Annotated in this window: 16 protein-coding genes; 5 read left to right on the top strand and 11 right to left on the bottom strand. The window is 66.3% G+C overall.

Translation table 11 applies throughout. The annotated features are described in order from the left end of the window. Nucleotides 1–45 precede the first annotated feature (45 nt). From pelF to C8J46_RS21415, 8 genes are read right to left on the bottom strand one after another with little or no spacing between them, the layout of a single operon-like run. Nucleotides 46–1,581: a GT4 family glycosyltransferase PelF gene (gene pelF / locus C8J46_RS15015; RefSeq protein ID WP_243643417.1), complete on the bottom strand. Its 1,536-nt coding sequence runs from the start codon at nucleotides 1,579–1,581 to the stop codon at nucleotides 46–48. After that, nucleotides 1,557–2,555: a hypothetical protein gene (locus C8J46_RS15010; protein ID WP_132740732.1), complete on the bottom strand. Its 999-nt coding sequence runs from the start codon at nucleotides 2,553–2,555 to the stop codon at nucleotides 1,557–1,559. The genes pelF and C8J46_RS15010 overlap by 25 nt, the downstream gene beginning before the upstream one ends. Then, entirely contained in the window at nucleotides 2,480–3,448 is a 969-nt protein-coding gene (locus tag C8J46_RS15005) for a hypothetical protein (RefSeq protein WP_132740729.1), read from the bottom strand. Before C8J46_RS15005 ends, C8J46_RS15010 begins: the two co-directional genes overlap by 76 nt. After that, entirely contained in the window at nucleotides 3,445–4,920 is a 1,476-nt protein-coding gene (locus C8J46_RS15000) for a hypothetical protein (RefSeq protein WP_132740726.1), read from the bottom strand. Before C8J46_RS15000 ends, C8J46_RS15005 begins: the two co-directional genes overlap by 4 nt. Then, nucleotides 4,917–6,638, bottom strand: a complete 1,722-nt coding sequence (locus tag C8J46_RS14995) for a hypothetical protein (protein WP_132740724.1) — start codon at nucleotides 6,636–6,638, stop codon at nucleotides 4,917–4,919. The genes C8J46_RS15000 and C8J46_RS14995 overlap by 4 nt, the downstream gene beginning before the upstream one ends. Further along, the gene (locus C8J46_RS14990) at nucleotides 6,635–7,513 is read right to left on the bottom strand and encodes an endo alpha-1,4 polygalactosaminidase (protein ID WP_132740721.1); all 879 of its coding nucleotides are present in this window, start codon (nucleotides 7,511–7,513) and stop codon (nucleotides 6,635–6,637) included. Before C8J46_RS14990 ends, C8J46_RS14995 begins: the two co-directional genes overlap by 4 nt. Nucleotides 7,514–7,527: 14 nt before the next feature. Next, complete coding sequence (gene pelG / locus C8J46_RS14985) at nucleotides 7,528–8,925, bottom strand: exopolysaccharide Pel transporter PelG (protein WP_132740718.1); 1,398 nt, start codon at nucleotides 8,923–8,925, stop codon at nucleotides 7,528–7,530. Nucleotides 8,926–8,949: 24 nt separating this feature from the next. Beyond that, nucleotides 8,950–12,345, bottom strand: a complete 3,396-nt coding sequence (locus C8J46_RS21415) for a cadherin domain-containing protein (protein WP_165886565.1) — start codon at nucleotides 12,343–12,345, stop codon at nucleotides 8,950–8,952. A gap of 691 nt (nucleotides 12,346–13,036) precedes the next feature. Here C8J46_RS21415 and C8J46_RS14975 point away from each other — a divergent pair. Further along, nucleotides 13,037–13,978: a catalase family peroxidase gene (locus C8J46_RS14975; protein WP_243643416.1), complete on the top strand. Its 942-nt coding sequence runs from the start codon at nucleotides 13,037–13,039 to the stop codon at nucleotides 13,976–13,978. 232 nt (nucleotides 13,979–14,210) lie between these two features. Here the strand turns inward: C8J46_RS14975 and C8J46_RS20885 are convergent, their stop codons facing one another. From C8J46_RS20885 to C8J46_RS14955, 3 genes are all read right to left on the bottom strand, one after another. Continuing rightward, a complete protein-coding gene (locus C8J46_RS20885; RefSeq protein WP_165886564.1) occupies nucleotides 14,211–14,543 on the bottom strand; it encodes a hypothetical protein in 333 nt (110 codons plus the stop codon). Nucleotides 14,544–14,568: 25 nt separating this feature from the next. Further along, on the bottom strand, nucleotides 14,569–15,729 hold the full coding sequence (locus C8J46_RS14965; protein WP_132740710.1) for an aminotransferase class I/II-fold pyridoxal phosphate-dependent enzyme: 1,161 nt from the start codon (nucleotides 15,727–15,729) through the stop codon (nucleotides 14,569–14,571). Nucleotides 15,730–17,038: 1,309 nt separating this feature from the next. Next, entirely contained in the window at nucleotides 17,039–18,211 is a 1,173-nt protein-coding gene (locus C8J46_RS14955; RefSeq protein WP_132740704.1) for an alpha-hydroxy acid oxidase, read from the bottom strand. A 207-nt stretch (nucleotides 18,212–18,418) separates the two neighbouring features. Here C8J46_RS14955 and C8J46_RS14950 point away from each other — a divergent pair, with 207 nt between their 5' ends. The 4 genes from C8J46_RS14950 to C8J46_RS14935 all read left to right on the top strand — a co-directional run bounded on the left by C8J46_RS14950 (nucleotide 18,419) and on the right by C8J46_RS14935 (nucleotide 23,560). Then, complete coding sequence (locus tag C8J46_RS14950) at nucleotides 18,419–18,886, top strand: NUDIX domain-containing protein (RefSeq protein WP_207894190.1); 468 nt, start codon at nucleotides 18,419–18,421, stop codon at nucleotides 18,884–18,886. A gap of 132 nt (nucleotides 18,887–19,018) precedes the next feature. After that, the gene (locus tag C8J46_RS14945; protein ID WP_132740702.1) at nucleotides 19,019–20,503 is read left to right on the top strand and encodes a carboxylesterase family protein; all 1,485 of its coding nucleotides are present in this window, start codon (nucleotides 19,019–19,021) and stop codon (nucleotides 20,501–20,503) included. A 9-nt stretch (nucleotides 20,504–20,512) separates the two neighbouring features. Further along, nucleotides 20,513–21,274, top strand: a complete 762-nt coding sequence (locus C8J46_RS14940) for a glucose 1-dehydrogenase (protein ID WP_132740699.1) — start codon at nucleotides 20,513–20,515, stop codon at nucleotides 21,272–21,274. A 129-nt stretch (nucleotides 21,275–21,403) separates the two neighbouring features. Then, the gene (locus C8J46_RS14935) at nucleotides 21,404–23,560 is read left to right on the top strand and encodes a TonB-dependent receptor (RefSeq protein WP_132740697.1); all 2,157 of its coding nucleotides are present in this window, start codon (nucleotides 21,404–21,406) and stop codon (nucleotides 23,558–23,560) included. Nucleotide 23,561: the final 1 nt, after the last annotated feature.

Genomic DNA, 23,561 nt, shown 5'->3' with positions numbered 1-23,561 from the left:
ATCATGCGGCTTGAGCGCTCGTGAACCGGGTTCGGAGCCGGCCATCTATGCCGCCATCAGCGACCCGTATAACGCGGCATAGGCGCCGATAATCGTGTCGTGATCGTAATCGCGCCGCACCCGTTCGCGCATCGTCTCGCCCATGGCCGTCCGCAGCGCGGGATCGCCGGCGATCGCCAGGATGCCCGCGGCGGTCGCGGCCGGGTTGACCAGCGGCGTGACGATCCCGCCATGTCCCGAGTCCGTGCCGCCGCGGCCCTCGATCATCTCGCGGCAGCTGCCGACGTCGGGCGCGACCACCGGGATGCCGCACGCGCCGCCCTCGAGGATCACCAGCGGCTGCGCTTCGGACAGGCTGGTCAGCACGAGCAGGTCGATCCTCGCCATCCAGTCCTCGATCCGCACGCGGCCGGCAAAGCGGAACACCGCACCCAGCGCGAGATCCTCGACCAGCCGGGTACATTCGGCAGCATATTCGGGGTCCTCGTCCTCGGGGCCGAGCACGACGAAGCGCAGGTCGGGGCGTTCGGCATGCGCGATCGCGGCGGCGCGGATGTACGTCTTCACATCCTTGATCGGTACCACCCGGCCGAGCAGCGCGACCAGCGGATGCGCCGGATCGCGCTGATCCGGGAGGCTTGCGAACCGCTTCGAGTCGATGCCGTTGGGGATTACGCGGACCCGGTCCGCGGCGGCGCCCAGGCGGCGTTGGACCGCGGTGTTCTCACCGTACAGCGCGACGATCGGATCGCAGCTGTCGTAACAGGCTGTCGCATAGCTGGTGAACGCGCGCACCCACAGATCGCGCAGATCGCGGACGCTGCGTTCGAGTTCGAGCCCGGTATCGACCTGGTCGCCGATCCAGTCCGCCATCATCACCTCGATCTGGCGTTCGAGCAGGTAGATGCCATGCTCGGTGATGAACGCCGGACGTCCGGTCTCGCGCGCGGCGCGGGCCGCCAGCAGCCCGGCGAACCCGGTCGAGATCGTGTGATACGCCTTCGCCTGCGGCAGGGGCGTGGTCAGCACCGCGAGCAGCCCGCCCAGCAAAACGCGCATCGCCCAGAAATAATGGTGGAACGATGCCTTGGGCAACATCGCTTGGTAATGCCGCCTGAGCCGCGCGAAGACGGCTGGGTGCGATAGGATGTCGCCGGGCGCCAGCGGCCGGGCGTTGCCGCCGATCAGGTCGATCAGCGTCGCGAGCCGGTCCGCGCCGCCGGTCGCGACGAACGCGACCAGCGCATCGGCGATCGGTACCGCGATCCGATCGGGGATCGCACGCGGCACGGCGGGCGCGGGCGCGAGGCCGATCTCGACGATCCCGACGACGTTGGGCGGCGGGGTCAGCTGGAACGGCAGCATATCCGCGCCGGGCTTGATCGCGACGATCACGAACCGGACGTCGGGCAGATGCGTGATCAGATCCTGCAGCCAGCCGGACACGCCGCCGATCACATAGGGATACGCACCCTCGACGATCAGGCAGATGTCCGCCTCGGGGATGTCGCGCGACGCGGACCGGGACCGGTCGGGGGCCAGGGCCGACAGCGCGATCACGCCGCGGCTCCCGTCAGCCACCATGTCGCCAGCGTCGTCGCGCCGCGGTCGCTACCGTCGACGGGAGCGTCGTCCCGCTCCGACGATGCCTCGATCATGGTCGCCATCCGGTCGATCGCGTCGTAATCGCTCACGGCCCAAAATGCCTCGATCATCAACGCATCGCGCGTTTCCGATCGCGGGTCATTCGCCCCGGACGCTACCGAAGCCACCATCGTCGCGACCGCGTCTTCGCGAAGGTGGCGGCGTTGCGAATCGGACAGCAGCACGTCCGAGCGGGCATGATCGCCGAGCAGCGTGGCCAGGCTGAGCGCGGCATCCGGATCGTCGCCCTCGGCAACCCGCGCCGACAGCCGCACACGCGCCAGCACCAGGTTCTCCGCGACCCGCGACGACGCGGCGGCGGCCAGCGCGCGGATCGTCTGGTCGCCGTCGGTAAGCGCCAGCGCGATGAGCGGTGACAGCGCCGGCTCGAACGATCGCACCACAGTCTCCAGCGCCCGCCGTCGCTCGGCGACCGCACCGTGCCGCATGATCGTCACCAGCGAACTCAGCGTGTCGGGGGTCGCATGATGCACCCGTCCATCGAGCATCCGCGCGACCGCGAGACGCGCGCCGCGCTGCGCGGACCCGCCGGCAACCGGGCCGAACATGGCGTCGTCGCTCCGCTGCGTGGTGGACCGCGATAAACGCCCAAGCGACCCGGCGAGGAGGAGCGCGACGAGCAGTCCGAACGGCCCGAGCACACCAAGCATCGCCGCCGCAAAGCCGGTCGCAGTGCCACCGCGAAGCCACACGCCGAACCCGAACGCGCTCACCACGGCGTGCGCAGCGAGGCCCCAGCCGACCGCGACGCCGAATATCTGGCACGCCGTCAGGATCAGCAGTTCGACGATCGCCAGCGCGATCAGGCGGAGGATCATGCGACCAGCCCGGCGGATCGCACCGACGGCCGTGTCGTGTTCGGCATAGCCGCGAGCAGGGGCGTCAGCCACGTGGTGATCTCGGCGAGTTCGGCGGTACGGCTGGCGTTCAGCGCCTCGAAGGGCAGCGTATGGAGGACCAGGCATCCGACGACCTCACCGGTCTTCCGATCGGGCAAGGCGATGGCGGCAACGCCGATACCGTCGAGCACGTGGCGATCGCTGCGCTTGGCGACATGCAGGACCCGCTTATGCCGTTCGATCCGCTCCATGAGCGCGGCGGGCAGGACGTCGCGTCGTCCCGCGGTGACTGGCCCGCGAAGCCAGGCGCGTGCCTCGTCGCCGGTGACGCGGTAGCAGGTGAAGTCGGGGGTCCGCGCGGCAAGCGCGATCAGTTCGGCGATCGCGCCGCGCCGTTCGGCGGGGTCCGGCGAACACAGCCGCGCGGCGGTCTCGATCGCATGACCGACGGTATGCGCTTCGGTTGCGATCTGGACCTGCAACTGGCGATTGGTCTGCGACAGTGTTGCAAAGGCCTCGGTCAGTCGCGCGAGATTACGCGTCGCGACACGGCCGCGCGTCTCGAGCCGATCGTGACGCCCGGTGCGGATGATCGTCACTTCGCCGATGACCCCGGCAACGACGAACCACATCAGTGGCTGGAGCGACAAATGGAACAGATGGTCGAGATAATCGCGCTCGCCCGGATTGTCGTGGACATGGGCGAGCCACAGTCCCGATGCGATCGCGGCGGCTAGAACGCCGGGGCCGGTGCCGTAGGCGAGCGCCATCACCAGGACCGGCAGCCAATAGGGGTTCGGCTGGACGCGCGCAAAACCGGTGCCGCCGGTCAGCCACCAGTCGAGCGCGGCCAGCGCGGCAAAGGCGATTGCGATCTCGACCGCGATGCGCACGGGACGTCGCCACCGGGTCAGCGATTGGATGCCTTGTTCGTCGTGAGTCACTGCGTATCCCCAAGGCTGCGTGTCAGCAGCGCCCGCGCATAGAGTTGGCGTCCCGAAAAGCCGGGGCGCGCGATCGAGGTGATGCCGCCGCTGCCCTCGACCCGCCAGGCCACCGCGATCGGCGCGGTTATGCCCAGGCTGGCGGTCGGGCCGTCGCCGCCGAACCGGTCGATCGTCCACCCCGCCAGCGCGGTCATCTGGACGGCACCGACCGCGCCGCTGACCAGGCCCTGGATAGTATGGTTCTCGCGGGTGGCGAGCGGAATGAGCGGGAGCCCGTTCACGCCCAGCTGTTGGCGTTGAACATATTCGGCCTCGAACCGATAGGTCAGGCCAAGCGCGGGGAACTGGCGACGGATGAGATAATCCACCCCGCCACTCGCGACGATGGTGTCGCTCGCGCCGTTGCTGCCGGCGAGCCCATACCGGCTCGCGCCGATATCCGCCTGCCCCAGCAGGCCGGGTGTCAGGCGGTAGGTAACGCCGATCAGTGCGCGCGACAAATATCCGCCCGCCAACACCTGCGCCGGGGTCGAGTAGTCGGGCATGTGCCGGGTCAGCGTCGCGCGAAACTGCGCATCGGCGGATCCCACGACCGCCTTGGCACCACCGCCGGTAACGCCGTCGTCGAGCGCCGCGGAGGCGAGCAGTTGGACGCGGACGGCGCCGTCGAATGCAGCGGCCAGCGAGGCGTCGAGGATGGTTTCGCCGCTGCGGACGGTCTGCGCAACGGTGCCGACGCGGCTGACGACATGGCGAAGGCCGCCACCGGCGACCAGCGTATTGCCGACCGCGGCGTCGATCCGTGCCCCAAACTCCGCCTGCGACAGATCGCTGCCGTCGCGCGCGGTGACGCCGATGCTTGCGGTCCCGGGTGCGGCGGCGATCGCGCGCCGTGCGGTCAGGTCATCGGCCGCGAGTGCGCGGTATTCGCGCGCCGCCCCGCGCACGTCGCCGTCTGCGAGCCGCGTGGCAGCGAGCATGCGCGCGGCGCGTCGATCGGTCGGATAGCGTGTCGCCAAGGCTGTCGCGGCGCGTCGTGCCGGCCCCGGATAGCCCGCTGCGGCGTCCGCCTCGATCGCGGCCAGCGCGGCATCGGAGGCGGTGTCGTCGGTGCTGTCGGCCAGCGGTTCGCTCGAGGCGGGCGGTGAGAAGGCCAGCGCGACCACCGGTCCCGCCTGCCGCCACGTCATCGTCCAGCCGGCGGCGGGACGCAGCACGAGGCTGTCGTCGTTCCAGCGCAGATCGCCGATCGCATCGCCTGCCGCGTCACGAAATGCGGCGATCCGGTCGGGCGTGATCGGCTGGTTGAACCGCGCGACCAGCTCGCCGTCGCGGTCCTCGATGCGGACCACGGCCGCGTCGGGCCAGGCGAGCCTGGTCTCGGGCGCGGCGATCCGGCTGTCCGCGAAGACTGTACGGGGAACGGTCAGCACGGGTGCATCCGTCAGGCAGAGCAACAGCGCGATCATTGCGCCAACACCGTCCGCGCCCGGCCCGGCTGGCCCTGCGCGATGAGCAGGCGGGCGTGCAGCGCGGCGAGCGATCGGTCACGCGGCATCTCCGACCGCAGTGTTTCGACCAACACTACCGCCTCGGACCGACGCCCGAGCTTTTCCAGGATCTCCACGCGTGCCTTGCTGTCGGCCGGAGTCTGGGCGAGCGCGCGGTCCAGCCAGGGGCGGGCCGCCCGCTCACCGCCGAGCCGCGCCTGCACGTCGGCCATCAGCCGCAGCGCCGGAAGGTCGGTCGGCGCGGTCGCCAGATGTTCGTCAAGCCCTGCCGCCGCGCCCTTGGCATCGCCCGCATTCCAGGCGGTCCAGGCGAGGTCGAGCTGATCGCGGGGTGCCGCGACTCCGGCTGCGACGCGGCGTTTCGCGATTGCTGCCGCTTGGGTCGAATCGATCCGTGCGGGGGCGGCGGCCGACAGCGCGCCGAGCTGCGCCGGATCGAGTGCGCGCCCGTCGAGCAGCGACGTCACCAGCGTGCGACCGGCGGCATCATTGCCCGCCGCGCGGGCCAGCGACAGCCGCATCAGCAGCATGTCGGTCTGGCTCGCGAGCGGATGCCGCGTCACGAACGCCAGCGCCTCGCCCGGCCGGTCCCGCTCGGCATAGCGTACCAGCCAGCCACGCTGCTGGCTCGCGGTGCCCTGCAGCGCTTGTTGCTTCAGCCAGGAGAGATCCTCGGACCCAGGCCGTGGGCCCATCAAGTACAGCAGGCGCTGCGCTACCGGCGCGGTGGGTGGCATTCCGCTCGCCGCCCGGCGCAGGACGGCGATCGCATCGGCGCGATAACCCGCCGCCAGCAAGCGTTCCGCTTCCCGCTCGGGCTGTGCGCCCGGCGCCGCAGCACGGGCCAGCAATTCGGTCCGCAGACCCTCGCGGTCGCCCGCCTTGGTCATGATTTCCTCGCGCGCGGCCGGACGCTGCGCGACCGGGAGATAGCCGGCCGCCCGCAACCCTGCCGCGGTATCGTTCGCACGCGCCGCCACGCGGATCGCCAGCCAGGGATCCGCCGCCCGCCAGTTCGCGGCCGTCGCCTTGTCAAGCAGCGCGATCAGGTCGCCGCGGCCGGCCGTGTCGGCGCGGCGCGCGAGATCGAGCGACAGCGTGGCATCGGGCGGCGGGATCACATGGTTCGCCGCCGCCGCGATCACGAGGTCGGGCCGATCGATCGCATAGGCCGCCGCGACGATGTCCGTGGCCGCCACGCGTCCGCGCGTCTGCACCGCCTGCGTCACGAGCGCGACGGCATCCGCGCTACGCTCGGTCTGGCGCAGGAGGTCGACGCGCAACCGCCACGTCGCGGCGGCAGCGCCATCGGGCCGCGCCGCGAGATAGTCGAGCGCCACCGCCGGCCGCTTCGCCGCGGCCAGATCATAGGCGACTTGCAGCGTCGATACCGGCTGACCTTCCGCGATCAACCGCGTGGTGAGCGCGGCCAGCGTCGCCGCGTCGGCGGTCGCGATCTGCGCTGCGATCGTCGGGTTCGCCGGTGGCAGTACCGGCGGCGATACCAGCGCGGCCGGCATCGAACTCACCGGCGCCGGCACCGGTTGCGCACGACGCTCGGCGTGACGGATCTCGCGCGCGTTCGGCAGCAGCATCAGCCCGCCCGCGAGCAGGCCGAGCCCGGCGATTGCGGGCAGGACGATCGCGAGCCGTCCGCGTCGGCGGTCGATCCTCATCCGGTCGGTTCCGGCATCAGGCGGTCGAGCGCGAGCGTCGCAACATAGGGGCTGAACCCCGCCGCGCGCTCACGCGCATACAGCGCCGCGATCTGCGTCGTATCGGCAGGATTCCAGTAATCGAGCGTCATCAACGCCAACGCCGGGTTCCGGGCTCGCGCGGCGCGCAGGCGAGCCGCTTGCCACGCCCAGTCCGACTCGCTGAGCAATTCATAGCGTTTGGCAGCGAAATTCCACCGCGACGCCATCGCCTCGCCGAGCAGATAATCGATCTTGGGCGCGACGTCGGGCAGCAGCGCGTAGCCGCGGTTGAGCATGATGCGAATTTTGGGAAAGCGCGCGCGCACGGCGGCGATCAGCGTCGCGCCTGCCGCCACCATGCCCGTGTTGGCGACCGGATCCTGCCGTTCCATCGCTTCGGCGTTATCCATCGTATCGATGAAGATTCCGTCATAGCCGAGCGCCAGGATCGCGGGGATGAGGCGGTCGAGCACCGCCGCACGCCATGCCGGGTGGCGCAGGTCGGCGAGCCGCGCGTCGGGCCAGTTGGGATTGGCGGCGTTGAGCGCGCCGGCCTTGTCGAGCGCGGCGAAATACGGCCGGCTGCGCTCGACCTCGCCGAAGCTGACATAGCCGAGCAGAATGCTGCCGGGGCCTCGCAGTGGTGCGATCGGCCGGGCATGATGCGGCTCGAGCACCAGCAGCGCGCACGCCCGCGCGAGCGCGGGATCGGTGGTGGCGCCGTAATCGATGCCCCAGCGTAGCGCCGTGTCCGGGGACGGTTTCGGTGTCGCCTGCGACCGCGATCGCGCGCCGATCGTTAGCCCGATCGCTCCCATCGCGAGCACCCGCCGCAGGATCGTCCGGCGTGCCATATCATCAGATCCCGTCATAACAGACGCCCTCCGTGCCCCACAACCGAGGGATTGTTGCCGACGAACAGCAGATAGGTGAGGCTCACCGTGGCTTCGGCGACCAGCGCGATGCCGACCGACGCTCCGACCACCGCACCCGCCATATAACCCCAGCCGAACGCGGCAAACCCCGCATGCCATTGCGCCAGTGTCGCGATGGCACTGCCGACCGCGAAGGCGCTCCAGGTCAGCAGGATCCGGCCGAACAGGTCGTAATAGGCCAGCACGACGGTCGCGGCGATCACCACGAGGTGGAAGACCGTACCGAGCGAGGTCTGGCGAAAGGTGAAGATCGCGCGCGCGTCCGCCCCGATCAGGTCGAACAGCGGCACCGCGAACACCCAGGCGAGCGCCGCGACGAGCGCCTGCACCAGCAGCATGATCCGCAGCCCGTCGAACATCGTCCGCGCGAGCTCGCTGCGCGCCTCCTCGATCCGTTGCAGCGTAGAGGTGCCGGTACACCGCACGATCAGGTCGCCGAACGCGCGATCGAAGCGCGTCTCGGTGACGATCAGCAGCAGCGTGAGGCCGGGCACCATCGTCAGCAGCCCGAGAAAGCTGCCCTGGTCGTTGATCGGATTGAGCCGCAACAGGCCGATCGCGCGGAGGCTGTCGGGCCCCAGCCATAACAACCATTTGTCGATCCAGATCGCCGCGACCCCGGCGACCCCCGCCGCAGCGACGATCCAGGCGAGCCGCGGCGTCATCGCATCGCGCGTCGGCAGGACGGGCGGGGCGGAGAAATGCCGGCGGATCACCACCATGATCGCCGCCAGCGTCAGGCCGATGCCGCCGGCGATGATGGCGAGCACGGTGACGACGTCGAGCTTGGGCAACAGTGCCAGCAGTAGTGTCGCGAAACCGATGCCGAGCAGATAGGCGAGGGGGATCGCGCGGTAACGGCGAAGCGCGGTGAGTAGCGGTGCGGCGATCCAGACCTGCGTCAGCCACGCGAGGATCAGCGTCGCGAGCGCCGCCTCGCCGAGGGGAAGCCGCGCGAGCATGCCATACACGACCGCGCCGACGCCCAGCGCGATCGCGCCGCCGATCGCGAGCGCCACCAGCATGATCCCCGACACGCCGCCTGCATCGCGTGCGAAAATGCGATCCGCGACCATCCGCGTCGCCAGGATGCCGACCGGCGCCGCGGCGAGCGCGGACAGGCTGAACGCGTAGACCAGGATCGTCTGCACGGTCCGCGCGCCATCGGTGCCGAGATGCGCGCCCGACCAGTGGTTGAGCATCGCCATCGCGACCGCGGTGATCAGCCACGGCCCGGCGCTGATCACCGCACCGAACGCGGCGGCGCCGACAATCCCGCCGACGCCGCCCTCCCGCGCGGTTTTCGCTAATTGGAAGCCTATGCCCGCCATAACACTGCCGGCCTATGTCGCGAACTACATGAAGAAATCGTTCGCAGTCAGGACATGATGGCCGGTCAGCGCGATCGAGAAATCGGCGGCCGAACCGCTGTCGGTATTGCCTTCGACGACGGTGAATTCCTTCCCACCGATCATCTGGTAGCTGTAGCGTAGCTGGCCCGCCGCGGAGAATTTCGCGGTGGTGCCGATGAAGCTGAACGCCTGGTCGCCGCGCGCGAACAGCGAGCTGTTGGCGTCGATCATCGACAGGTCGATTTTGTCCTGCCCGACGGTGAAGTCGGTGATGACGTCGCGCGACGACGAAGGCAGGCTGTCGCCCTTCACCTCGAAGCGGAAGATGTCCGCGCCGGCGCCGCCGGTCATGAAGTCCATGTCGTCGCCACCGATCAGGATGTCGTTGCCGTCGCCACCGTTCAGCACGTCCTTGCCATCGCCACCGATCAGCGTGTCGTTGCCCGCGCCGCCGTTAAGCGTGTCGTTGCCGAGACCACCGATCAGGCGATCGTTGCCGCCCAGCCCGTTGAGCACGTCGTTACCCCAGCCGCCGTCGAGCACGTCCTGCTCGCCGGTGCCGGTGATCGTGTCCGCGAACATCGTGCCCGTCTTGGTGATGCCGACGATATCGGTAACCCCGATCGTCAGCGTCTGAGTGTCGATCGCGCCGCGCGCGTCGGTCGCAACGACTGTCACGCCGTAGATATTGTCGCGGTTGAGGTCGGTCGGTGCCTCGTAATCGGGCGCGGTGACGAACTTCAGCACGCCAGTGGTCGCGTCGATCGAGAAATTGGCGCCATCACCGCCGGCACCGATCGAATATTTGATCGAATCGCCCCAGACGATGTTCGCGTCGGTCGCGGTGATCGTGGTCAGCGCGGTGCCGTTCTCAGCGATCGACAGCGCGCCCGTGGTGCCGCCGCCGAACGAGGTCAGCACGGGGTCCACATTGGCCTGATGGCCGATCTTGACGTCGTGGACGCCGATCGCGCCGAGGTCGATCGTCAGGATCTCGCCGATCTGGCTCGCGATCTTGCCACCGCTCAGCGTCGTCCAGTCGGTGCCCGGCGCTTTGAGGTCGACGGTCACCTTGCCCTCGCCCTCGACGGTGAACGCCAAGTCACGGCCGTCGCCGCTCAGCGTCGTCAGCGTCGCGCGCATCGGCAGCGCGGTGATGTGCGTCACGTCGTCGGCAACCGCGCCCATCGTTATCGCATAGGTGCCGCCCGCCTTGGGCAGGAACACCGTGTCCGCGTCATACGCGTACCAGTTGGCGACGCCCTTGATCACCTGGCCGTTGCTCTGGCCGTCGACGCCGAGCGAGAAGGTGCCGGTGGTCGCGCCGACCGTCGCGGTGATCGTGTTGCCGACCACGGTCGAGGTGATCGTCGCATTCTGGAACGCGCTGACCCGGCCCGCCAGATCGGCGAGCGTCACGAACTCGACGCCGGCGGCGGCGGCCTGCGCAATGAAAGTCGTGAACATCTGCTTGGTGTACAGGCTGGTGGCGCCGTCGCTGGCCCACATCGTCGGGCCATAGTCATGCCACGGCCACACGATGACGGGAGCATCGGCATTCGCGGTCAGCGCGCCGAATTCCTTCGCCCAGGTCGCGCTGGCCTCGGCGACGGTCTTCTTCTGGAACTCGATCAGCGAGAAGTCGAACGACGTGTTCGGCGCCAGATAGACCTTGTCGTCGGCGGCGTTCTGCGGCGTCATATAGCCGATCGCGTTGGGATAGCCCGCGCCGACGCCCGAATAGCCGCCGCTGAGATACGTCACGTATTTCAGGATCTCCTGACTTGTCGCGATCTGCTCGGGTGCGCCCGGCACCGCGGCACCGCCGACCGTCACGGTCTTGCCGAGATACGCGCTCAGCTGCTTTTCCAGCTCGGCGCGCGACTGGCCGAACTCGAACGCGATCTGCGCATCGGTCAGCAGGTTGGTGTCCATCGGATGCGTGTAGCTGTGCGTGCCGATCTCGTTGCCCGCATCGAGCAACGCCTTGTACACCGGCAGCGACACAGCCCAGTCGGTCGCCTCGCCCTTGGCCGGATCGTTGCCGATATTGACGTAATAGCTGCCGACGAAATTATACGCGGTCTTCCACTCGGTCAGGATCGGCAGCAGCTTGTCGTAGATCCCGGGCGTGGTGCCGGCCGGATTGACCTCCTCGATCTGCTTGCTCTGGTCCATGTCGACGCGCGACGCGAACAGCCCGGCCTGGCGGGTCATCTGCAATCCGACCGACAGCGTATCGCCGTGGACCGAGTAATCGATCGCCTTCTGCAGCAGGTTGTCGTCGGCCATCACCGCTTCGCTCGAGAACAGTACGTTGCGGCCGCCGGTCTGCGTCGCGATCGCCGCCGAATAGGTCTGGCCGTTCACCGTCTCGGTGGCGATCGTCGTGCCCGTGCCGCTGACGCTGGTGAACGCGTTCCAGCCGACGCCGGTATATTGGCGGATGACCTGCCCGTCGGCGTAGCCGTCGAGCACGAGGTGCGATGCGTCGCTCGCCTTGACGGTGACGTCGGCGGGGAAGCCGCCGGTCACGCGCGTCGCGTCGAACAACAGCTTCATCCGCGAATACGAGTCGCCGGCGAGCGCGGTGTTGTCTGCGCCGTTGGTCATGAACTCGCCCGCCGCGACCAGGCCGATGCCGAACTGCTTGGTCGCCTGCTCCAGCGTCTGCGCGATCAGGTCCGCTTTGCTCGTCTCGACGTTGCGGAACGACGGGAAGACGATCGTGTCGTATTTGGCGAGCGTCGCGAGGCTGGTGAGGTCGCCTTCGGTCAGGATGTCGAACGGCACGCCGGCCTGCATCGCCTGGGACTGCGCGGCCATGAACAGGTGCGAATAGGCGGTCTTGCTGAAATAGGCGTTGGCGGTCGAATCGGACCAGACGATCGCGATCCGGTGCGACGGGTCGGCGACGATGCCGGTGTCGTTGAAGACGGTGAACGCGGGGTTCGAATAATTGCCGGGCAGGAACGCGGTGTCGTTGACGTCGTAGATCGTGTCGATCGCCTGCGGATTGCCGATCGCCGTCTTGGGCACCTTGAACTCGACGGTGGTGCGATCGGCGGACCACGCCGCCTGCAAGCCGCTGGCGACGAGGGTCTGCTCCGCCGCGCCGTTGTATAGCGACACGGTGCCGTCGGCCGCGAAGTTGACGTTGTACTCGGCGCCACCGGCGAAACCGAACACCTGGTAGCCGGTGGTCGCGTTGCGATCGGTGTTGAGCCACGCGGTGGTGTTCGCGCCGATCGCGGTGGGCGCGGTGATCGCGAACGCGAAGTCCGCGCCGTCGCTGCGCGCATAGATCGCGTATCCGGTGCCGAGCCCGCGATCGATGCGGTCGCCGGCGGTCCAGTCGTTCAGGTTGCCATCGACCGTTATCGGTGCTGCGTTCGCCATCGTTCGTCCCCGTTTCGCCACAGGCCTCACGGCCGGGCTGAGGCTGCCCGCCATGAAACTGACCGTGCCCTAGCGAATACAGCCAGCCTTTCGAACAGCTTAGATGGTCAGTTTGCACCGAACCTGTATCAGCGTGGTACGGGGATGGCTCTTTTGATCCTGGGGCCCGGGCGGGGGGGGCGAGATCAGCCAATACACAACAAAGGTAGGATTTGATATCCGCCAAGGGTTCGGGCTTCCGCGCCGGCTACATAGTAGTTTTGATGCAGGCGTGAACGAGCGCGCGAAGTCGAAAACAGAAAATGGTGTGCGAACGTCTTAAATGGGGTCTTGCCCGCCAAGGACTCTCTATCGGTGAAATACAACCAGGGTATGTAGATCCATAATCGGGTAGCTTGGTGTCAAATTTAGAATGTCGCGGAGATGAACGAGCGCCTAAAGTTGGTCTGATGAGAAGGAAGCGGTAAATCCGACTGTGGGTCATGCCGTCGATCGGCGATGGTACGGTCGTTTTGCAGGTTCTTGGGCCTGTCGGTTTTGGAAACGCAGTCTACTCAGGACTCATCGCCGATGTAAGGCGAAGGGGAATTTGCTCATGTCGAAGGTCAATAGCCAAACCCTGGCGGCGTCGCAGTCACGCTCCTTTTGCACGAGAGCGCTCAGCAACATCCTCCGTTCGGCTGCTTCAACGGTGCTATTGCTCACCGCGACCGCGAACGCGACCGCACAGGATAAGCCTGTCGAAACGGGGCGAGACCTGGTCGAGGATCTCCATACCGCATTTGGCGAGCATCACGCGCGCGCCGTGCACGCCAAGGGTATCATTCTCGAGGGTCGGTTCGAGCCCACGAGAGCCGCGCGATCGCTGAGCCGGGCGCCGTTGTTCGAGCATGCTACGCCGGTCATCGTGCGCTTTTCGAACTTTACCGGTTTTCCAAACATTGCCGACAATGACCCCGGCGCCAACCCACGTGGCATGGCGATAAAGTTCGGGTCGCCTGCCGCTCCTTCACTCGACATCGTCACGCACAATTTCGACGGGTTCCCGACCCGGACCGCCACGGAGTTCGGCGCGCTGCTGCGTGCGATCGGCACGAGTGGTCCCGGGGTTGCCGCACCGACGCCGCTCGACGGGTTTCTTGCCACACATCCAGATGCCAAGACGTTCCTGACGACGCAGCACCCGGCGCCGCTGAGTTACGCGACGACGGCGTATTTCGGGGTCAATGCAGTGACTTTCACCGACCGCAATGGACGTGCGCGACCGGTGCGCTATCGCTTCGTCCCCGCCGCGGGCGAGCATTATTTCGGTACCGGGGCGGGCCCGGCGCCTGACTATCTGCAGCCTGAGATCGCCAAACGCTTCAAGGACGGGCCGGTCCGCTTCGACTGGTATGCGCAGCTCAGCGAGCGCGGGGACCTGCTTGACGATCCGTCGATCGCGTGGCCGTCGCGCCGGAAACTGGTAAAGCTGGGCACGATCACGATCGCAATGCTGGCTGCGAACACCGCCGAAGCCGACCGTGCGCTGACATTCCTTCCGGGGCGGATGCCGGACGGAATCGCTGCCGCCGACCCGATGCTCGCGACCCGCACCGAGGCGTACCCGGTATCGTTCGGCGAGCGGCAATAATTTGCGGCCGCTCGCCGGTGGTTCATGGAAGATCGCCAATGTTGAAGCCGCGCCGGTACGATCCCGCGATTAGCGTGTCGTTCGGTGCAGGCGCGTTTAAGGAAACCCAGTCATGACGGGAACCCAGCATGCAACAGCCGCACGGGACGCGAAGCGGCGAAATGCGGAGGCGCTCGGTATCGACGAGGCCTTTGTCGCGCGAATGATCGAGCGGTTCTACGCCAAGGTGCGGCTAGACGACGTCCTCGGACCGATCTTTGCCGCGCATGTGGCCGACTGGACGCCGCATCTCGTACAAATGAACCACTTCTGGCGTTCCATACTGTTCAGCTCGGGCGAATTCGCTGGAAATCCGATGCTCAAGCACGTCGTCATTCCCGATCTCGGGCGTGCCGAGTTCGCCCATTGGCGCATGCTGTTCGAGGAGACGCTCGGCGAAATCGGAACCGAGGCGGCACGGGGTCACGTGATCGAGCGCGCCCGGAACATCGCGAACAGCCTGCTCAGCGCGGCGATCGTGCATCAAGGCGGCGGCCTTGGCCTGAGCAAGGCCGATATGCTCCAAGCGGCGATGCGCGGGGCTCTCGCGGTCATCGAAGGGGCCGGGTCCGCACAGTCCCATGCTGCTGCGCAAGCAACGCATCGATCAGCAATCGCACTTGTCGCTGGACGCGGGGCACGACCGAAGCATCGCGAAGCGGATCCGCGGCAAACGCGTCATCGGCGAACACGAGTGCATCGGGCATCACGATCACACCCATGTGCTGGAGAATCGTGCGAAGGTGCTGCAGCGCGATCGCGCCGCTCTCGACGTCTTCGGTAATGGACATGATCGCTGCGATCTTGTCGGGGAAAGGGGCAAGGCCGCCGGTGCCGAAGGTCGGCTGAGATCCCCATTCGAGGGCGTTCTTGAGCAGGATCGAGCCCGAGCCGTTATACCCCGGGTAACAGATGAGCAGACCCTCGGCGAGAAAGGCCGCCAGCGCGAGTTGGGTCGTGGCATTCGGCGCGGGATTGAGGAAGGCTGCGACCTCGCCAAACCGCTCGGCGAGCGACAGCGGCGCGACGACGAACCCGAGGCCGAGCGCCGGGCTGAGCATCTTGCCAAAGCTGCCGACATGGATCACCCGGCCGTTCGGATCGGTCCCCGCGAACGCCGGCACTGCGCGTCCCGACAACTGGAGTTCGCTCAGGTAATCATCCTCGATGATCCAGCCGTCTTCGCGCACTGCCCACGCCACGAGCTCCCGCCGGCGCCGTGGCGACAGGGCGACTCCGGTCGGCGCCTGCTGCCCCGCCGTCACCACCGCGATCGCCGCGTCGGGGGCGATCTCGACCCCGCGGGCGACCTGGATACCCTCCGCGTCGACCGGGACATAGGCGATCGACATGCCGGTGAGTTCCAGCGCCCGCCGCGCCATCGGAAATCCCGGATCTTCCATCCAGGCGGTGCGGCCTTGTGCCTGCAACGTCAAAATCGCGAGGCTCAGGCCATTCTTGTAGCCGCTTGTCAGGATGATCTGGTCGGGCAAGCACCGAATACCGCGCGCGATCGCCAGATAGCTTGCGATCTGCGCGCGAAGATCGGGATGGCCGCGCGGATCGGGAGGGCCAACCGGTGCCATCGCATCGTCGCGCACCGCCTTCGTCCGCATCCGTGACCAGAGTTTCGCCGGGAAAGCGTCCTGGGCCGGTACGCCCATCTGGAAGGGGAGCGGCTTCAGATAGAAGCCGCGCTCGATCCCCTGCATCGGGCGCGGAATGTCGACATGAACCGCGGCAGGCAGGATAATCGATTTTCCGCGACACGCGTTCCGGCGGCGCCAGAGGATATCACGAGCGACTCATCGATCAGCCGTTCGTACGCCGTCCTGACGGTACCTCGGGCGACGCCAAGCTGAGTCGCCATGTCGAGCCATGATGGCAGCCGGGCGCCAGGCTCCAGCCGCCCCTCGACGATCGCTTCGCGCAAATTTATCGTTATCTGTTCGGCGATTGGAACAGGTCGATCGCGATCGATGACGATCGACAGGGGCGAAGCAGCCGATGGCATGCTCATGTTCGTTTCCCTGAAAGTTAGTTTGCCCTGCCGGTCAGGTGGTATCGCTGTACAGCTTCGTCGCAGGACTGTCTCGAGGTCTTCCAATGTTCTGAGGAATTATAGATTCTTGGGTCGAGGGTATTGGACAGGCACTGGGCACTGAGCAACGGTAGTCCAAGACTAAGCTTATCACGCAAAAGCAGCGAAGTCTCGTGGCTCGCCTGAAGCCTGCCTAGCCGTTTGCGACCTGAACAGAGATCCGAAAATCGCAACTGAACGAGCGGCAGGTTTCGGGAGGCGATGAGCGCCACTTGAGCGACTGCTTATAGTTCCTGCCGGCCGTAAAAGGATTATAGGCCCGCGAGCCCATGCAGTAACGTCAGTCGATCTGCTGCTGTTATGGCTGGGTGAGAGCCGTAGAAGCCGACTAAATGGTTAAGCTAAGCCATGGAACGTCTAAACTTAGCAAGAATTACGGAATAACCATCGCCGCGTTGTTAATGTTACTGCTTGCTTCCTGCGCGTCTCAAGAGGCGATGCATTCACCGACGCAGGGCATGACAGCGGTGTACTTGCCGCCTGTGCGCTTGGGCGGACAGGGACGCTTGATCTTCCACCAAGCGCCCGCACCGACGCCGCGTGCGCCTCTCGCCGGGTTGACGGCAGATTACATACCCGGTCCCTGGTCGATCTTTTCGAGAAGAGCGACAGGCCCAATTTCGAGTTTCAATTGGCGCTCGAAAGATCGCGGGAGTGCCAAGCGATAACTGGCACGCCCAATTGTGGGCGAAAACAGAATGACCAGAGTGGGAAGAAAAACGGAACAGCCGCTTTCAAGCGCTCAAGTGGCGAAAGCTGACGTTCGCTCATACGGTGAGACAGGGCGATTGCGGAACGACTGTTCATAGTCGTGAACTGTCGGTGCAATGTTGTTAATTAATCGGTTCTAGCTTCTAGACCGACGCGGCATAGACCAAATTTTCAGTCGGCTCGGATATTTCCGACGTATTCTCAAAATGCTACGCCGGATTGCGCGAGTTTACCCGAACTCGAACATGGCGGCGGGAAAGGGTCGCGAGATCGTTTACGCCGGCTAGGGTCATCGTGCGCTCGAACTCCTCGGTCAGCAGCGTCAGCGCGCGGTTGACGCCTGCCTCTCCGCCTGCCGCTAGGCCGTACAGATAAGGGCGCCCGATCGAACAGGCGGTCGCCCCCAGTGCGAGCGCCTTCACGATGTCCGAGCCACGCCGAATGCCGCCGTCGCAGATCACATCCGGCGCATCGCCGACGGCGTCACGTACTGCGGCGATCTGATCGATTGGCGCAGGCGCTCCATCGAGTTGGCGTCCGCCGTGGTTCGATACCATCACGCCGGTCGCGCCCGACGCGATCGAACGTCGCGCGTCCTCGGGCGTCATCACGCCCTTGATCGCGAGCGGCCCGTTCCACTCGCGGGCGAGCCATTCGACATCGCGCCAACCGACCGACCTATCGAACTGGCCGCCGATATAATCGAACAGGCTCATCGGCCCCGACGCGAGCGCGTCGATCTTGTGGCTGACGTTCGCGAGATCGAATTTGGACCCCGTCAGCGCGGGCAGCGACCATGAGGGATGACGCGCGAAGCTCAGCAACGACTTCAGTGTCAGCTTGGGCGGCAGGGACAGTCCGCTACGCCTGTCTCGCTCGCGGTTGCCGGCTACAGGTGTGTCGACCGTCAACGCCAGTCCGTGGAAGCCTGCGTCCCGGCAGCGAGCGACGAACTCTGCGGTAAGGCCGCGGTCCTTGAAAATATAGATCTGGAAAACCTTCGGTCCGGCGAAGGCCTGGGCAAGGTCTTCCAGCCGCGTCGTTCCCATTGTCGACAGGCTGTAGAGGATGCCGTGGCGTGCGGCCGCGCGCGCGACGGCGAGTTCGGCATGGCCGTGGAACATTCGGGTAAGCCCTGTCGGCGCCAGCATCAGCGGCCAGCGCGATGGCTGTCCGAACAGCGTCGTGCCGGTCCGGATTTCCGAGACGTCGTTCAGGACGTCCGGCACCAGCTCGTAGTCCGCAAACGCGCCGACGTTTCGGCGCAGCGACACTTCGTCGTCGGCGCCGCCGTCGATATAGTCGAAGATCGGTCGCGGCAGCCGTTTGCGTGCCATCAGGCGCAGATCGGCTATGTTGTTCGCACGTTGAAGTCGCGTCATGGGCCCTGCCACTGGTTAAAGTCGGTGCGGATTGCTCCCGTGATCAGGATGTCGGAGAAGCCATTTCCATCTGACCGCATTCGGAGCGAGCTACAAAACCATTCGCTGTGCCCGTCCGCTGCTTGGTTGTGCCTCCCAACGCCATCGGGCGTAAACCAAGTTCCCGGGTACTTTGGGACGAGTCGACAAACGCAGAGGGATAGAAGCGTGGGTGTACCTCATCGATTGATCGGCAGGATAGCGAGGCTCGTATGGCGGATCGGCAAGCCGCGGACGATCGGTGTTCGTGCGCTGTTGCTGGACCGGGACGGGCGGGTCGCGCTGGTACGGCATACCTATGCCGATCACTGGTATCTGCCGGGCGGCGGCGTGAAGAAAGGCGAGAGCACGGTCGCTGCGCTGGCGCGCGAGCTTGCCGAGGAAGTGGCGATCGCTGACCCGGTGATCGAGCGAGTACTGGGCGTCTATCACAGCCGCGGGGAGGGCAAGGACGACCACATCGTGATCTTCGTCGTGCGAACCGCGGCGAGCGGGATACTAGACCGTGCTGACCTTCGGGAGATCGAACAGGCCGGCTGGTTCCCGCTGGACGACCTGCCGGAGACAACATCGCCGGCGACCCGACGGCGCATCGCCGAATACCAGCAGTGCGCGACCGGGACCGGGGCCTGGTAACGGGGGCGCTTGTCGGCCCACCGGACTGCACGATAAAAGCAACGATGCGCATAACGTGAGTTCGCGACGTGCGTTGCCGGACTGCTACCTTTGTCCTCCGACCGCGGTTGCGGATCGGGAGGAGAGAACATCGTGAGCCAACCCATCGTCTCGACCGCCGCCGGTATCGTGCAGGGGAGTGCCGCGGGCGACGTGCGGCGGTTCCTCGGCGTGCCCTACGCCGCGGCGCCGGTGGGTGCGAACCGGTTCGCGCCTCCACAACCGGTCGTGCCGTGGTCAGGCGTACGCGACGCGACGGTGACCGGCCCCAATGCGCCGCAGCGGACCAAGGCGTTCCCAGGCCTCGATACCGTACCGCTGATCGGCGAGGGCTGGATGCCGGGCGACGAGTATCTGACGGCGAATATCTGGCGGCCCGACGACGACCGGACTAGCCTGCCGGTGATGGTGTTCATCCACGGCGGCGGGTTCGTGATCGGCAGCAAGGATGCGCCGGTGCAGGACGGCAGCACGTTCGCGCGAGACGGCGTGATCTGCGTCGCAATCAATTACCGGATGGGCGTGGACGGCTTCCTGCCGATCCCGGGCGTGCCGACCAACCTTGGGCTGCGCGACATGATCGCGGCGCTGACATGGGTACGGGACGGCATCACCGCGTTCGGCGGCGATCCGGACAACGTCACCGTGTTCGGTGAGTCCGCAGGTGCTATGGCAATCGCGGACCTGATCGCCTCGCCGCTCGCCAAGGGATTGTTCCGGCGCGCGATCGTCCAGAGCGGCCATGGCGGGATGACGCGCTCGGTCCCGGTGATGCAGCGACTGGTAAAGAAGCTGGCCAAGATCCTGAAGATCACCCCCGACGCGACCGGCTTTAGCAGCGTGCCGTACGACGCATTGATCGACGCGGTCGAGGCGGTATCTGCACCGACCGCGCGGATCGATCTGCGCGACGAAGCGGGCCACGAACCGGTGTTCGGGATCAGCCGCTTCGTCCCCGTCCACGGCGACGACGTGCTGCCGCGGCGTCCGCTCGATGCGCTGGCGAACGGCGCGGGCGCGCAGGTGGACCTGCTGATCGGCACCAATGCGGAGGAGATGAACCTGTATCTCGTCCCCACCGGCGTGCGCGACAAGATCGGACGGTTGCTCGCCACCTATGTCCTCCACAAGTCGCAACCGCATGCGCGCAAAGTGCTGAAGGCGTACGGGATCGGGACGAAGGGCAAGAAGCCGGGGCAGGCGCTGACCGATGCGATGAACGATCTCGTCTTCCGCTGGCCCGCGCGGCGCTTTGCCGAGGCGCACAAGGGGCGCACGCACATGTACGAGTTCGATTGGCGCTCGCCGATGTTCAGCGGCGAGCTTGGGGCCTCGCACGGCATGGAGCTGCCGTTCGTGTTCGACACCCTGGCGTGTGCCACCGGCGAGCAGGGTCTTTGCGGACCCAATCCGCCGCAGGATCTTGCCGAACGGATTCACGCGCTATGGATCCGGTTCGCGACCGACGGCCGCCTGCCCTGGGTCGAATTCGATGCCGAAACACGGCAGGTCTATTCGCTTGTCCGGCAGGAGGCGCGGCACGAGCCCGTCATGCCGGCCGCACCCTTCCTGCCTTGAGGACCGACGATGTATCTCGAACGACTGAAGCTGACCGGCCGCCGTGCGCTCGTGACGGGTGGCGCGGCGGGGGTCGGCCTGGCGTGTGCCGAAGCGCTGGCGGAGATGGGCGCGCACGTAACGATCGCCGACCGCGACGAGGCGGCGATTGTAGCCGGACAGGCGGCGCTCGCGGACAAGGGCTATGCGGTCGACGGCATCGCGATGGACGTGACCGACTCGGCACGCGTCACCATGGTCGCCGATCAGCTCGGGGCGATCGACATCCTCGTCAACAATGCCGGCATCGCGCGCAGTGAAACCCCAGCGGAAGACGTCGCCAACGAGCATTGGCTGAACGTGCTCGACGTCAATCTCAACGGCACCTTCTGGTGCGCGCGCGCCTTTGGCCGGCACATGCTGGCGGCGGGGAAGGGCGCGATCGTCAATGTCGGGTCGATGAGCGGTTTCATCGTCAACCGGCCGCAACCGCAGAGCTATTACAACGCGTCGAAGGCCGCAGTGCACCAGCTCACCAAGAGCCTCGCTGCCGAATGGGCGCCACGCGGCGTCCGCGTCAACGCGGTCGCCCCGACCTATATCAACACCGTCCTCAACAGCTTCGCGGATCGCGAGGGCGAAATGTACAAGCGCTGGATTGACGGCACGCCGCAAGGTCGGCTTGGCGAACCCGAAGAAGTTGCGTCGATCGTTGCATTCCTCGCGTCGGATGCGGCCAGCCTGATGACCGGCAGCATCGTCCTGGCCGATGGCGGTTACAGTTGCTGGTAACGCACCGATCGGCGAAGTCCGCGAGCCGGACGGCATAGCGCGAGACCTTTCATACAGGTAAGCTATCGGATAGCTCTGACTGTAGAAGTAGCCGGCAATGGATCGGCGCTCTACAGGGATGAGGATCCAATGCGCTTTAAGACATTGCTCGCCGCAGGATGCGCCGCCGCCTTCACGACCGTGCCGGCCTATGCACAGGACGCCGCCGATACGGCCAAGACCGCAACGCCCGTCAGCTCCGATGACATCGTCGTCACGGCTCGCCAGCGCCAGGAGTCGCTGAAGGACGTGCCGATCGCGGTCACCGCGATCACCGGCGACCGGCTGAAGGAGTTGCAGGTCAACACGGTGAAGGACATCGCGTCCTACACGCCGGGGCTCAACATCAACTCGGACAGCGTCGGTCGCGCGTTCGTCTCGATCCGCGGGATCGGTACGACGCTGATCGATACGGTCCAGCCAGGCGTCGGCATCTTCATCGACGGCGTCTATCAGCCGAACACGTCCTACCTCAACTCGCCAATCGTCGACGTCGCGCGGATCGAAGTGCTGCGCGGACCGCAGGGGACGCTGTTCGGCAACAACACGCTGGGTGGCGCGATCAACGTCATCACACGCCAGCCGGGCAACGAATGGGAAGGGCGGTTCGACGCCGCGGTCGCCGGCACGGACAATTACGCGTCGGTCTCGGGCTCTGTCAGCGGGCCGATCGTACGCGACCTGCTGCAGTTCCGAATCGGCGCGTCCTACCATGAGCAGGACGGCTTCATGCGCAACACGCTGACGATCGGCGACATGAACCCGCTGAAGCAGCAGAGCGTCGGCGGCACGTTGCGCTTCACGCCGGCCGACTGGGCGGTGTTCACCGTCAACGGCAATTACGACCAGGCCGCCGGCGGCAGCACGTCGTACATCCACGTCGCCGGGCCGACCGATTACCGCCTCGACGGCGCGACCAACGTGCTGAACCGCGCGGTGATCGATTATTACGGCGCGAACGTGAAGGGCGAGTTCGACGTCGCGTCGCTGAAAACCAAGATCACCGCGATCGGCGCCTACAACCAGAAGGATCTCTCCACGACGGGTGATGGCGACTACAGTGCTGTCGATCTGTTGCGCGTAAGCGGTACGTCGACGCTCAAGACAAAGACCGCCGAACTGCGCTTCGATACGCAGTGGAGCGACGCGTTCTCGACGTTGATCGGGCTGTACGGCAACCGCTACACGCAGACGAGCGACCAGCTGACGACGATCGATTTCCGCGCGCTGCTGGGGCCGACCTTCCCGGTGCCGCCCTCGACCACGCCGTCGTCGACCTATGTCCGCAACGACACCCGCGCGATCTTCGCCACCGCGTTCCTCAAAGTCGGCACGCTCGATCTCGCGGTCGGTGGGCGCTACGATCACCAGAAGCTGGTCGCGAGCCAGATCAATGGGACGACGCCGTACACGGCGCCCGAGTACAAGAAGGACCAGTTCCAGCCGCGCGTCACGCTGACGCAGCACTGGACGCCGGCGGTGATGAGCTATGCCTCGGTCGCCAAGGGTATCCGCGGCGGTGGCCAGAACGGTCCAGGTACGCGGCCGGAGGATGCGACCTACAAGGGCGACAATGTCTGGACCTACGAACTCGGCACCAAGTTCGACGCGTTCGACCGTCGCCTGACGATCAACGCCGACGTGTTCTACAACGACTACAAGGACTTCATCGGCCAGAACTCGCTGGCGCCCAACACCAGCGGGGGATTCGTCGCGATCAACCTCAACACCGGCACCGTCGAAAGCTACGGCGCCGAAGTGGAGGCGCATCTGCGCGTGACGAACCAATGGCGGATCGATGCCGGCGCATCCTATCTCCATGCCCGCATCACCGACGACAGCCAGTATTTCGCGACCACTGGCGTCCACGTATCGAGCGATCGGATCATCTTCACGCCCGATTACAACTTCAACTTCAACACGACCTACACCGTGCCGGTCGGCGCCAACGCCGTACTGCTCGACGCCGGGATCTTCGGGAAGGGTAGCCGGGTCGGCTCCTCGCTCGACCCCAATGTCGCGCCGAAACTGTCGGCCTATGCGATCACCAACGCCTCGCTCGGCTTCCGTTTCTCGAGTGGCCTTACGGTCACCGCGTTCGGCACGAACCTGTTCAACACCAAGTTCATCGAAAGCTATATCGACAAGTCGGCGCTGGTGCGGGCCGGGCTCGCGCCGCTGGCGTCGAACCTCGCCATTCAGGGCGACCGCCGCCGCTACGGCGTGCGCGCGAGCTTCCGGTTCTAGG

The organism is Sphingomonas sp. PP-F2F-A104-K0414 (assembly GCF_004340945.1).
Classification (GTDB): domain Bacteria; phylum Pseudomonadota; class Alphaproteobacteria; order Sphingomonadales; family Sphingomonadaceae; genus Sphingomonas.
The sequence above is the reverse complement of the archived record's forward strand: the minus strand, read 5'-3'. Positions and strand labels throughout refer to the sequence as shown.

Coding starts and splice junctions, on each gene's coding strand:
- C8J46_RS14935 (WP_132740697.1), top strand. CDS start 21,404: ATGCGCTTTAAGACATTGCTCGCCGCAGGATGCGCCGCCGCCTTCACG.
- C8J46_RS15000 (WP_132740726.1), bottom strand. CDS start 4,920: ATGATCGCGCTGTTGCTCTGCCTGACGGATGCACCCGTGCTGACCGTT.
- pelG (WP_132740718.1), bottom strand. CDS start 8,925: ATGGCGGGCATAGGCTTCCAATTAGCGAAAACCGCGCGGGAGGGCGGC.
- C8J46_RS14940 (WP_132740699.1), top strand. CDS start 20,513: ATGTATCTCGAACGACTGAAGCTGACCGGCCGCCGTGCGCTCGTGACG.
- C8J46_RS14995 (WP_132740724.1), bottom strand. CDS start 6,638: ATGAGGATCGACCGCCGACGCGGACGGCTCGCGATCGTCCTGCCCGCA.
- C8J46_RS14965 (WP_132740710.1), bottom strand. CDS start 15,729: ATGCAGGGGATCGAGCGCGGCTTCTATCTGAAGCCGCTCCCCTTCCAG.
- C8J46_RS14955 (WP_132740704.1), bottom strand. CDS start 18,211: ATGACGCGACTTCAACGTGCGAACAACATAGCCGATCTGCGCCTGATG.
- C8J46_RS21415 (WP_165886565.1), bottom strand. CDS start 12,345: ATGGCGAACGCAGCACCGATAACGGTCGATGGCAACCTGAACGACTGG.
- C8J46_RS14990 (WP_132740721.1), bottom strand. CDS start 7,513: ATGGCACGCCGGACGATCCTGCGGCGGGTGCTCGCGATGGGAGCGATC.